Below are 12243 nucleotides of genomic sequence, written 5' to 3'. Positions count from 1 at the left end.
GTGCGGGTTCGCCCCGGGCCCGGATCGTGGCCCGGGTGCGTGGTCGGTCGGCAGGGTCAGCGGGTCGGCTGGTGCGTGCGTCGGGAGGAGTCGCGATGCTGGTGCGCTCCTGGAGCGGCATGTTCGTCGAGCAGGGCGCGGACCTCGGGCTGACGGAGCTGGTTCAGGACTCGCCGGCCCAGCGCGGTGGGTGCGATCGGATGGTAGCGGTTGGTCCCGCGGACCAGTAGCGGGCCGCCCATGTCGGTTTCGAGGCGCTGGATCTGCAGGTTGAGGTTCGAGGTGTGGTGCCCGAGGACAGCCGCGGCAAGGTTGATGCTGTGGTGGGTAGAGGTTTCTTCGAATCGGCGTAGCCGCTGCCAGCCGCCGCGTCTGCTTTCGACTGCGCGGCGGATCTCGACGGGCAGGTCGGGGTAGCGCCGGTCGTTGTAGGCACCCTGGCGGATCGGTGAGATCCCGAGCTTTCTTCGGAGCTTGCGGATTGTCTCTGGAGAGATACCAAGTTCTTCCGCGACGTCGGTGTTGGTGCGGCGCAGCGTTCCGACCTGCTCGCGCAGCCAGTCGTGGTCGATGTGACCGTCGCGAACCGCTTCGGGATTGGCGATCCGATCCCCCAGGGGGCGGGTGAGCAGCTGGATGCCCGCGCGCTTGGCATAGTCACGGACCATGCCGGGCGACACGCTGGTCTCGGCGGCGATGGTGATGATGTTCTTGCCGCCTCGGGTGTGCTCGCGGGCGAAGAACTCGGCGGTGAGGAGCTGTTCGGCGCGGGCGCGGACCTCGGTTCGACGATGTGGATCCCGGTGCGCATCTCGGGGTGGGGGCGTGGGCATAGGCAGATCGAGCTGGGTGATCGTGTAGCGGACGTGATGGGTGCTGACCTGGAGGATGCGGGCAGCGGTGCCGGGGCGGGCGCGTTCGTCCAGGACGAGCTTGCGCAGCGCGGTGGTGTCGATGTCGTCTGGTTCGTGGCCGGGTAGCTCGAGCCCGGCCGCAAGGCCGGAGGGCGGGCTCCAGGTCACCGGCTCGTCGATCCCGGCCGCGCTGAGCAGCTCGGCAGCGTGGTCGTGCAAGGCCGCCCGTAGCGCGGCGGGCATGCGCAGCTCGAGTCCCTGATGCCGGCTGCGTTCCTGTGGTGTCGCGGGTGCGAGCGAGTGTCGGGGATCAGCGAGGTTGGCGCCAGTGAGCAGGACGAACAGGTGCCGGCGGGCATGCAGCGCCTTCGTACCGGTGCCGAGGCGGACGTGTCCTGCAGCGGTGCAGATGGCCCGCCACTGATCCTCCGTGAGATCGATGGTGGGGAACACCGTTCGCCGCCTGCGGTAGTCGATCGGCGGGGCGTGACGGTCGACGTAGTCGGCCAGTTCGCAGATCGCGGTCAGGACGTCGGGGTGGGATCGTGCCAGCCTGCTGAGGGTGTTACCCATGTCGGTCCGCCACCGGGTGAGCTCGTCGGTGGCGCCGGAGTTGCGCGTGGGGTTGCCCGGGATGAGCAGGGCGGCTGCGAGCGTGACCGCGACGTCGGCAGCACGGGTCGGGTCCGGCGGATGAAACCGGACGAGCCAGTCCGGCCAGAGGTACTGCGGGACCCGTCGAGCACGGTCGGCGGCGTCCGGGCCCGGGGCGGGCGGGCGTGGCATCGGGGTGCGGGTGCGGTAGCGCAGGCGTTCGGTGGCCGACAGGTCCTTGTCGATCCCGTGCAGAACGGTGCGTTGCAGCACCGATGACACGCTGGTCAGCCTCCTGGCCGACAGAATCCTCACCGCGCCCGTGCTCGTCTCGGGCTCGTTTCGGTCGTGGAAGAAACTGTCGATGCCCCGGGTGAATGGCGCCAGCCGCGTCCGACGACGCTCGTGGTCCGAGACGCCCTGGCTACCAGGGACGCCGGCCAGTGCGCACACGGTTTCGGGGCTGATGATGTCGATGGCGTGGCAGGCCATCGCTGCGGCGACCAGGGCGGCGGCGGGGTTGTGCTGCCGTAGCGCGTTGTTGTTCTCGCGGTAGGCAGCGATCGCCGTGACCGTCGCCGAGCCCAGGTACTCCAGATCGGTCGAAGCGACACGCCATGGAAGCCACCTGGTGATGGCGTCCAGGTCGCGCAGGTCGGTGACTGCGGCCGGATCCATACGGTCCAGCCGCTGGTCGATCCAGGCCTGCGCTACCAGCCGGGGATCACGCCCGGGCAGCGGTGCGGGCCGGGCGGTGGCCAGCAGGTCGGCGGCGCAGGCCCGGGCGTGCCGGGTGGCGCCCAGCGCGCAGGCCGTCGGCCCTTCAAGCCCGGACCGTTGTGAGATCCGGCTGTGCGGCATGCGCCCGCAGGAGGGGCAGACCACCGCCAGCAGGCACCGGTGGGTCGGGCAGGCGAACGAGTGCGGCAGCTGCCAGCGCAGCGGCCACCAGCCGCCGTTCTCGGTCAGGCACTGCGGGCAGTACCGGGACCCGCGGATCGGCGTCCAGCCCAGGACGTCGAACTGGTCGAGCACCGCCGCGTCAAGCCTTCCCGGGGCCAGCCCGGTCTGTGTCTCGATGCGGCGCATCAGCTGGTGCGGGAGGTTCTTGGTCAGGGCGTAGTTGCGCCAGATCCTCAGCCGGTCGCCCAGGCCGAGGCGGTGCGCGAGCCGACGCAGGGGAACCTCGTTGCGGTAGGCCAGGCGCAGCAGCCAGGAGTCCAGTGCCTCGCCGTCGGCGAGAGGGACCCGCAGCGGCAGGGTCCGCGGATCGAACTGTGCGGGTCCGGGACGTGTCATGGAACTGGCTGGCGTGGCCGGGAGGTCAGCCGTCCGCCGGTGAATGCGGCGTGGAGCTGGGCTCGGGCCGTTTCGGATGCCTCATCGATCCGGACAGCGTCGAACAGGTCCTGGGTGAGTGTCTCGGTGCCGGTGCGGATGGCGCGGTAGCAGCCTCGGGTGATCAGGGTGATGAACGAGCCGATGTGGCCGCTGGTGCGCGCGAACAGGTAGTCGCTCAGGTCGGTGAGCATTCCCGGCCGGGCGGCACCGAGCACGAGCTGGCGTTCGGTGGCCTTGAGCAGGCTGTGCCACTGGCGTCTGCTGGTCTCGTCGGTCACGGTGAACGGCGGCAGCTCCAGACGGGTCCACCGCCGGGCGGTCTGTGCCATCACGGCGCTGTTACCGGACAGTCCTTCGGCGAACAGCCGCCGTTCGGACAGCCCGACCCCGGCGAACAGGAACGTGACCGGCAGCTCGTTGGCCAGCCACTTGAGGTGGTTGGCCACGTCGATCCCGTCGCGGCGGTGCGGGTCGACGAAGTGCAGGTCGTCGATCACCCCGATCCGGGTATGGCAGGACAGCACGCAGTCGACGGCGAAGCTGGTCAGCTCGGCGGCGCTGGCACGCTCGGTGCCGGGGTGCCCGTAGAACTCGCAGATCATCCGGTTCAGCGTGCGCAGCGTAGTCCGCGAGGTCAGCCCGACCCGGAACACGGGGACGTGTTCGTGGCCCTCGTCGGTCAGCACGCCGTGCCGGCCCCTCTGGGTGCGGTCGAAGTCCCGCGCGAACGTGTTCGCGATCGTCGTCTTGCCCAGGCCCGGCAACGCGTCGATGACCACCGCGCCCCGGACCCGGTCGGGATCCTGCCGGTTGGTCGCCACAACCTGGTCCAGCTCGTCATGGATCGCGGCCAACTGCGGGGTCTTGATCGTGCCGAAGTTCGCGTGCCAGTCATGCCGGACCTCCTCGTAGTCCGCCCGTGCCCCGGCGCCAAGACGCCCGATCTGCTCCCTGGTCAGTGCGTCGGGCCGGACCCGGGCAGGCGCGTCGACCCACCGCCGCCAACCCTCCTTGCGGGAAAGGGTGTAGAGGCCGTTCACGGGAGCACCTCGAACGCGTCCTCGTAGAACCCCTCGACCGCCGACCCGTCCAGGTCGTCGTCATCACCGACCACGACAGCCGACCCGTCCGGCGCAGCGACGTCCACTATTGCGAGAGCGTCGGGTGATAGGCCGGCTCCGGGCGTGTCGCCGACGGGCGCATCGCCGTGAACCGGCAGCGCCGCATACTCGGCCGACAGGCACACGGCCAGGTGGCGTTCCCGGCGATCGGCGACCAGCCCGCGGTCCCACCGCTGCAGCAGGCTCGCCAGGGCGCTTGCGGGGTCGAGCCGGTCGGCGGTGGCCAGGCGGCGGGCGTGCGCGGCGGCGTCGGCGGAGAACGGGGTGTTAAGCAGCGGAACGTGCTCCCAGTCCAGCCGGTGCCAGACACCGTCGCCGGGGTCCTGGAACCAGGCGTGACGCACGTCCTGCGGGTTGACGCGGATCGGCCACTTGCCGGCCAGGGCACCACCGTAGGGGCTGGTGGCGTTGCGGTAGCCGTCCAGTGCCGGTCCGTTGTAGCGCAACCCGCCCACCTCGACCCCGTAGTGTTGGATGGTCCGGGCCGCCACCGGCAGGAAGTCCAACGCCAGGTCAGGGGTCGACGGGATGCGGAGCACTCCGGCGGTGGCGACCCCGATGGCGAACATCTCCGCCGGGGACAGCTTCACCTGCGGAGCGCGTGCCACCGTCAGCCCGTCGTGCTTGGCCAGGTGGTAGACGCTCGCGATCCACTCCCTGATCACGTCCTCCAGCTCGTCCAGGAACAAGAACGCATCGTCCTGGACACGCTGCCCGCGTGAGTGGACGTCAGGCCCCTTGTAGGCGGGCAGGTGCTGGATCAAGCCCTCGCGCAGGGTGCGGAAGAACCGTTCGACCGTCGGCTTGTCGGTCGGCTTGTGCGGCTGGGCGGGCTGGATCGAGATCCCCAACCGGGTGCAGACCGAGATCACGTGCGTCGACAAGAACACCTTGCCGTGATCGACGACCAAGGTCTCCGGCGCGCAGACCGGGCCGGTCATTGCCGGCCCGTCCTCGTCGAGCATGACGTAGGACGGGACCCCGTGGTAGGGCCAGGTCGCCTCTTTCGGCCAGGACGACGGTGCCTCTCGCCCCGCGACCGCCTCGTAGAGGACGCCGGCGACGTCGACTGCTTTCGTGGACACCGCGGTGACCCGCAGGCCCACGATGCACCGCGTGAACAGATCCTGGGCGACCGTGAGCTGGGCCCGCACCCACCGACAGGTCACCGGCTCCATCGCGAACACGTCCAGGTCCTGGGTATCGAGCACCACGTACTCACCCGGGCGGGTCGCCCGCAGCCGCCCGTAGACCCCGGTGGGCCGGTCCGCGATCGACCGGCGGCCCTTCGCACTGCCCGCGACCGCGTTCGTACCCTTGGCCAGCTCGCCCAGGCGGCGGTACGCGGTCGCCCGAGACGGCTCGGGAACCACACCCTGGCCGTGCTCATCCAACAGGCGAGCCGACACGCGGGCCAGCAACGCAGCCCGACTCGGCGTCGAATCGCCCACCATCGCGGCCATCACCGCGCGGGCCGCGTCATCCCAGCGTGGATCGACCCTGCTGCCCCGGCCGCGGATCAGGCGGGCATCGACCAGCCCGGCCTCGCCGTCGCGACGATACGCAGCGACCCACCTTTCGAGAGTCCTGGTCGTGACCGCAAGCTCGGTGGCCTTGGCTCCGATCCGCTCCTGCAGCGAGGACCCGTCGCCGGCCAGCACCTGCCGAATGTGCCCGGCGCGCTGCCTGACCTGCTCGCGCTGCGGCCCGGACAGCCCAGCCAAGGTCGTTCCGACACTGACCGCCGCGACCGTCCCGCTCGAGGGGTCCGCCGCGGCGACGCAGCCGGCCACGAGCCGCCCCAGGGTCACCGACGTGAACTGGCCCGTGCGCTCGTTACGGATCAGCGCCGCCGCGCCGTCCAGCTCCATCAGCTGCACCACGTCGCCGTCGAACACCACCTGTGCACCGACCCGCAGGTCGATCACATTCCCGCTCGGCCCGCCCATCAGCCGACCTCCACCTGCGCCCGCCAGACCGGCGAGCCGGCTCCCAACGGCAGCGACAGGTCGGTCGCCAGCACACCCGCCCACAGCAGATGCAACAGCAGCGGCCGAACTCGCTGCGGCGGTCCGGCGGGCTCGACCGCGCGTTCAACCCCGCCCAGGGTGGATTGCTCGCCGACCAGGCCCACCACCGCATCGCTGAGCCGATGATCGATGACGCTCCGGCGCCGGTACCCCGCCAAGAATCGAATGTTCTCCAACAGCACCGGGTCGGTCCCGGACCACGTCTCGAACGCCCAGCCGCGCACACCGACCGCTGCCGCCGTCCAGTCGAAGACCTCAACCACCTTCGGGTCCGACAGCCGGTGCGCCGGCTTCACATCCACCACCGTCACAGAGCCGTCGGCGTGCGACAGCAGCAGGTCAGGGACGTGGCTGCGTTCCCGGCCACCGACCTGTCCTCGCATCAGGAACGGCTGCGCGACGATGCCCCGCACGCTCGGATCGAAGTCGGCCAGCAAGATCCGCGCCAGCTCCAGCCGGCTCTCGTAGACGACCATCGCGCCCGTCGTGGACGACCAGTACCAGCCCGAGTAGAACGTGCGGCCCTTGTACCAACGGAACTGCCGAACCGGCCCCGCCGCCACCAGCTCCTCCACAGCCACCCGCCCCAGGCTGGTCCCAACTCGCTCCCCGCTCGCGGCGCAGTACGTCAGCTGCAGCGAGTCAAACCGATCGGAGGCCATCGACACGCCTACGATCATCCTCAGCAAGTCCTCCCGCCGTCGGCAGGCACGCCGCAGATTCTCAACGAAATGTCGGAAATGACAACTACTCCGACAAATCATTGAGAAACCGACAGGTTGGATGAGAACCTACAGCGGCCTCGGTGAGTGACTTGGCGGCCTGCCGGGTTAGCCATGGCTCGGGATCGATGGCTGGCTTCGTGAACCCGCCGGGGTGGACCTCCAGGTGCAGGTGTGGTCCTGTGGAGTCGCCGGTGGATCCGACGCCCGCGATCTGCTGGCCTGCTTGCACGGGGTCGCCATCAGCGACGGCGAAGGAGTCGTCCAGTAGGTGGAAGTACGCGGTCGAGATGACTTGGCCGTTGATGCGGTGGTCGAGGACGATCATGTTGCCGGCACCGGGGTACGGGCCGGCGAAGGACACGACGCCGCTGGCGACCGCCAGGACGGGTGTCCCCGGCGGTGCGGCGTAGTCGGTCCCCGCATGCAGCCGCCCGACGCCGAAGATCGGGTGGATGCGGTACCCGAACCCGCTCAGCCGCGTGCCGACGCCGTCGGGCAGCGGAAATACCACCAGCCCGGCGGAGAGCGCCTTTTCGGCGTCGGGCGTGGGCGCGTCCGGTGTGTTCTGGGTCAGGTTGGTCAGGATCGTCCGGGCGACGGGTTCGTAGGCCGCGTACCGGTCGGGGAAGGCGCTGACTTCGACGGCTTGGGCTGCCGCGCCCTTGGGCAGGTTCTGCCAGTTCGGTATGTCGAGCAGACCACGGGGTGACCCTGTGTTGGGCCCATCCGCGCCGCCGAAGAAGGCGCGGGCTTGGTACCGAGGGTCCATGAGCTGCTCGACGGTGCCCCAGCCGGCGGCCGGTCGCATCTGGAACAGACCTAGGCTGTCGTGGTCACTGGCATCGCCGTCGTTCGGGTAGTTCGCCGAGGTCGGGTAGGCGCCGGTGTTGGCCAGCATGCGCATCCGCGACTCGGTCAGCGCTGCCATCAACGCGACCAGGATTCCGTCGTGCCCCACGCCTTGGATCTGTCCGCCCGTGTTGATGATCGTGGCCGCGTGGGTGAGCTGGACGCGGTCCAGGTGGACTATGGCCGAGTCGGCGGTGGTCGCGGTGAGCGCGGCGGGGACCGTGGTCACGGTTGGGCCGCAGCCGGAGCTTCCCGTTGCCGAGGCCACCACGACCACGCCGACGACCGTGATCAGGACCGGTCCGGACAACAGTGCCAGGACCGTCAGGAGCAGCAGGACTTTGCGCATCGTTCCCCCGGGTTCACAGCAGTCGTTCGTGGTCCAGGACCTTGCCCGGGCTGCCCAGACGCAACACCGCACAGGTTCTGCCTGTGCATGCGACGAACATCGTCAGCTCCAGCGGAGAGGTCACCGTTTCCAGCTCGCCGGCGACGTACCCAGCGCGGTGGAGCGTGCCGCTAAGGGTGACCGCCGTCGTACCAGGCGCCAGGTCGTCGGTGTCGCCGCGCGCTTCCGCCGCGGTCCACGCTCGAGGCACTGCAGCGTCGTCGACGTCGAACCACTGTGCGGCTCGATACTGGCGGAGCTGGTCCCACCAGAGCTCGTCGGGAAGGTATGCCTCCAGGTCGATCACCAGGCCGGGTGTCTCGACGCCGGTTGGGTCAGCGAAGGCCAGGACCTGCTCGACGATCTGGTCACGGTCGTCGGTGGCGGTGTCCCAGGTGAACATGAGGTCGGCAACGTGCCGGGCGAAGTCCGCGGCCTCACGATCCGACGAGATCTCGTCCGGCTGCGGATCTGCCGTAGGTCGTTGACCGCCAGAGCTGCTGGGCGCGGTCGATGGGACTGACCTGGTCGGGCCCGCATCGGTCGACAGATGGAGTGTCACTGCGATGCCGATCAGTGCCAGGGCGAGCAACGACCCAGCCAGCATCCGGTGGCCGGCGATCCAGGCGCGGATCATGATCGCGCTCCGATCGGGATCACCGACGCCAGCTTGGATCCCGCTTCGGGCTGGGACATGTTCATCTCGGGAGCGGGGGCCGCCAGGTCGAGTCCTCCTCCTGGCTGCTCTCCCGACGGGCTGTGGGTGTCGGCATCGGTCGTGGGCAGGCCGGCCGTGTGGCGCGCGGTGTCCGCCTGGCTCAGGAAGGTGGTCAGGTCCCGGGACAGGGCACTGACCGCGTGCCAGTCCGCCTCGGGCAGGGCCGGACCCAGAACCGTCGGGTCGTGCTCGTCCAGCAAAGCCGCGGCGCCGCGCCACGTCATGACCCAAGCCCGCAGCACCGCCCGAGAGACCGCCGGCCCAGACGACCGAGTCTGAGCGATCCGCGGCCCGCCTGCCGCTCCCGCCGAATGCTCAGCAGACACATCGTCTGGAGCATGTGCGGCCAGTGCCGCTTGGATGCGTGCCCACTCGGGCTTGAGCGGGTGCCCTTCGTCGATCCGGGCGACGGCATCGGCGGCCAGGACCCGGACAGGTTCGGGCTGTTCGGGGTCGACGGCCAGGTCCATCAGCGTCCCGATCCGCTCGAGCGCGTGATAGCTCTTGCGTCCCGCGACGAGCTGCGCGGCCTGTTCGCGTGCGTCGCCCGACTTGCCTAGTTCCTCCGGTCCCGGCCCGGAGCCGGAACCGTATTCGTCCGCTTCGACCGGTCCGTCAGCGCCCTCCCGGTCCGCTCCGCCCGGGTCAGGCTGGCGCTCCGAAGGCTCGTCAGAGCGGTTGCTGGTGAACCAGTGCGCGGACCGGCGTCGTGCGGCTTCCTGCTGCAGCACGGACTTCAGCTCCCGGAACAGGGTGGCCTGCTCGGACTTGCTGTAGGCCTGCTGGAGGAAGTTCTCGTCGTGCTCGGCCAAGACCTGGGTGGCGCCCTCGGACAGACCCGGCCGCCACCAGGGGCGGGTGTGCGTCCAGCCGAGGCGACGCATCGCCTCCAGCCGCCGCCACCCGCACACCAGCACCAGCTCGGGCGTCAGCGTGATGGGCTGCAGCAGCCCGCGCTTGGCGATCGAGTCCATCAACGGTTCCAGGTCGCCGACGTCCTTGCGGTGCCGGACGCCGACCGTGATCGCGCTCAGCGCTACCTCCAGCGCGCCCGGCTGTTCACCCATGACGCACCCCCGGCTCGATGGGCGGCTTGCTCAGGGCAGCCACCAGGCTGGTGTCGGCCAGCAGATCCACCGGGCGCTCACCGAGGACTGCGCGGGCCAGCAGACCTGGCCGCCCTGGCTCGCCGAGCAGGACCCGGCACAGCCGGACCCAGCTGCGCTGATCCATCCCGAGCAACTGCAGGGGCGTCGTCTCGCGGCGCAGGTACTCGAACGCGGTTACCTGGTTGCCAGCGATACGCAGCCGCTCGCACACGTAGTCCAGACCTACCCGGCTGATCTCCGGTGCCCAACCGGTCGCGGTCAGAACAGTGCGGACCGTGATCAGCCCCACCCGCACATCCAAGGCTCCCACCTCCGTCTCGGAAGCCGCGGAACCGGACGACGGCGCCGGCACGTCGGCAGGGTTCGTTGATGCGGCTCGCTCGACGGTTTCGGGGATGTTGACCTCGGGGTCGAGGTCGCAGAACCTTGCGATGTCGTGGTCGTCGGAGTGCATCAGCCGGCGGGCCTGGTCGGTGGAGCACAGCAGCCGATGAGCACGGTCCTGGGCCTGCAGGGTTCGTTGGACCGCAGTGGTGACCACGGCCCACGGGTCGTCCGCGTCCAGGATCGACGGGACCGCCAGCACCTCGAACGCCGCCGTCACCGCATCCTGCGGGGTCTGCCCGTTTCGGCGAGCCAGCGCGGCGTACTTGTCCTGGCAGTACGCCAGCAGCGCGGACACCTCCGGATGGGACCGCCACCCAGCACTGCCGTTGCGGTACACGGCGACCAGCAGCCGCCGAAGCCCTTGCGAATCCGCGAACCCCGGCCGGTGACGGACAGAGTGCTTCGCGTCCGTGGTTGCCACCGGGTCCGGGAAGCGGCGACGCCAGCTGACGGAGGTGTCGGGGTGGACTGTGGTCGGTGCTTCCATGGTGTTGGTGAGGGTCATGACAGCTCCATTCCTTCGGGGCCGGCTCCCGGCCGACGGGCCGGCTCCGACTTCGGGGTGGCCAGGTGCCGTCGCGTGGCCTTAGCGGCCTGGAGCGGGGCGTTACGGATGGCGCGCAGCAGGTGCGCGTGGAGGTCGACTCCGCGCACCGCGAGCCGGGCGACCCGCGGGTCGGCGTACAGGTCCGCCAGTCGCGTCCACTGCAGTCGCCGGGACGCCGCGACGTCCTGGTGGGCGGCCTCGTCTTGGTGCTGAGAAGGGTCACCGTGCACCGCGAACGGACTCGGCCCGGCCGGCGGGGACTGTTGCGGCTGAGCGGGTTGCCGGGTGCCGTGTTTGACGTGCTGCTGAAAGGGATCCTGCTGGTGCTGCGCGTTCATGAAATCACCGCCTGGGAAGGAGGGGCGGCGCGGTGCCGCACGCCCGGCTCGAACGTGTTGGTACCCGGGCTCGGTGCCGGGTGTGCGGCATGCGGGTGCGCATGTCGGTACGCGTTCCGGATCGTGCGTTCGGCCTCCCGGGCCGACAGACCGAGCTGGACCGCCGCCGAGCCGAGCGTGCTCAGCGCGACCTCGTAGTCGTGGCTCGCCTCTGCCAGGCGGCACGCAGCCCAAAACAACCGCGCATGCCGGTACCCCGGCTCGGACAGCAGATAGCGCGCCAACCGCTCAGCAGCAGCCCGCGGGTCACCGCTCGGGTTCGGGGCGAAGGCCGGGTCAGGACGCGGCGGCTGCAGGAAGTCGCGCAGCGCGACGCCGTCGACCGGAAACGCCGGGGCCGTGGCGAACGCGGCGAGCCGGTAGGTCCCGGACGTGCCGTCCTCGTACTCGACGTAGGAGGGGGGCACGACGATGTATCCGCCGTCGGACCGGAAGTCGACATGCACCTTCGACAACGCCCATGACCGCTGCTCGATACCGGGGTTCGGGTAGTAGGCGTGGAGGCCGGCATGCGGGGTGTGGACGGTGAACGCCCATCCGCTGGCGAGGCCGTGGTGTAGCGCGTTGTCGAATGCAGCCTGCCCGGAGCCAGCTTCATGCGCGTCGACGTCCACGACATCGAACCCCGAGACCCTGCCCGTGGGGATGGCCACGTTCGCATCCGGCCGCTGGCGCCACATGCGCGCCACCGTCCCGGGATCGGTCGTGGCGTCCTGGAAGCCGCGCTTGGTCCTGGGGCACTTGGCGCCCGGGACACATGGGAAGACGGGGACGCCAGCTCGCGCCAGCGCATGCGCCACGTCCGCGGTCGACGGCGCACGGAACGCCTCGACCACGGCGCGGGTGCGTTGGTCAAGAACCGTGGGCTGGTGCGTGTTCATGCCAGCCACGCTGACACCCGAGATTGGCGTCAAATGCGACCAGCGCGAATCGCGTCGACTGCTGGCGCGATAAGTACCCGCAGGTCAGAAACGCGCTGGCGTGGTCAACGCGCGGGGGATAGCAGAGGCGTGATCGTCGCTAGCTTGCGCGTCAGGATTGGGGAGTCCGGTGTGAGCTGCCGTGGTCCTCAGCCCACATTGTGCGGCGCAGTGACGCTCCCGACTTCCGTGTCGGGGCGGGGACCTGGCACCGCCTCGACACCGTCACTATTCCTCCCGGCAAGGAACGGGCGTCAAGGTC

General features: G+C 70.0%; 10 protein-coding genes. All 10 read right to left on the bottom strand.

What is annotated here, in order from left to right:
- Positions 1-56: 56 nt before the first annotated feature.
- The 10 genes from AB0F40_RS00385 to AB0F40_RS00340 all read right to left on the bottom strand — a co-directional run bounded on the left by AB0F40_RS00385 (position 57) and on the right by AB0F40_RS00340 (position 11942).
- Entirely contained in the window at positions 57-2747 is a 2691-nt protein-coding gene (locus tag AB0F40_RS00385; protein ID WP_357462384.1) for a TniQ family protein, read from the bottom strand.
- Complete coding sequence (locus tag AB0F40_RS00380) at positions 2744-3829, bottom strand: TniB family NTP-binding protein (RefSeq protein WP_357462382.1); 1086 nt, start codon at positions 3827-3829, stop codon at positions 2744-2746. The genes AB0F40_RS00385 and AB0F40_RS00380 overlap by 4 nt, the downstream gene beginning before the upstream one ends.
- The gene (locus tag AB0F40_RS00375) at positions 3826-5859 is read right to left on the bottom strand and encodes a Mu transposase C-terminal domain-containing protein (RefSeq protein ID WP_357462380.1); all 2034 of its coding nucleotides are present in this window, start codon (positions 5857-5859) and stop codon (positions 3826-3828) included. Before AB0F40_RS00375 ends, AB0F40_RS00380 begins: the two co-directional genes overlap by 4 nt.
- Positions 5859-6521: a TnsA-like heteromeric transposase endonuclease subunit gene (locus AB0F40_RS00370; protein ID WP_357462378.1), complete on the bottom strand. Its 663-nt coding sequence runs from the start codon at positions 6519-6521 to the stop codon at positions 5859-5861. Before AB0F40_RS00370 ends, AB0F40_RS00375 begins: the two co-directional genes overlap by 1 nt.
- 166 nt (positions 6522-6687) lie before the next feature.
- Entirely contained in the window at positions 6688-7863 is a 1176-nt protein-coding gene (locus tag AB0F40_RS00365; RefSeq protein ID WP_357462376.1) for a M23 family metallopeptidase, read from the bottom strand.
- A gap of 13 nt (positions 7864-7876) precedes the next feature.
- Positions 7877-8539 (bottom strand): hypothetical protein, encoded by a 663-nt coding sequence (locus AB0F40_RS00360; RefSeq protein ID WP_357462374.1) that lies wholly within the window; start codon positions 8537-8539, stop codon positions 7877-7879.
- Positions 8536-9687: a ParB N-terminal domain-containing protein gene (locus tag AB0F40_RS00355; protein WP_357462371.1), complete on the bottom strand. Its 1152-nt coding sequence runs from the start codon at positions 9685-9687 to the stop codon at positions 8536-8538. The genes AB0F40_RS00360 and AB0F40_RS00355 overlap by 4 nt, the downstream gene beginning before the upstream one ends.
- On the bottom strand, positions 9680-10621 hold the full coding sequence (locus tag AB0F40_RS00350) for a hypothetical protein (RefSeq protein WP_357462368.1): 942 nt from the start codon (positions 10619-10621) through the stop codon (positions 9680-9682). Before AB0F40_RS00350 ends, AB0F40_RS00355 begins: the two co-directional genes overlap by 8 nt.
- Entirely contained in the window at positions 10618-11001 is a 384-nt protein-coding gene (locus tag AB0F40_RS00345) for a hypothetical protein (protein WP_357462366.1), read from the bottom strand. Before AB0F40_RS00345 ends, AB0F40_RS00350 begins: the two co-directional genes overlap by 4 nt.
- On the bottom strand, positions 10998-11942 hold the full coding sequence (locus tag AB0F40_RS00340) for a bifunctional DNA primase/polymerase (protein WP_357462363.1): 945 nt from the start codon (positions 11940-11942) through the stop codon (positions 10998-11000). Before AB0F40_RS00340 ends, AB0F40_RS00345 begins: the two co-directional genes overlap by 4 nt.
- Between the last annotated feature and the right edge of the window lie 301 nt (positions 11943-12243).

Origin of the sequence: Promicromonospora sp. NPDC023987 (assembly GCF_040639055.1) — a bacterium.
Classification (GTDB): domain Bacteria; phylum Actinomycetota; class Actinomycetes; order Actinomycetales; family Cellulomonadaceae; genus Promicromonospora.
The sequence above is the reverse complement of the archived record's forward strand: the minus strand, read 5'-3'. Positions and strand labels throughout refer to the sequence as shown.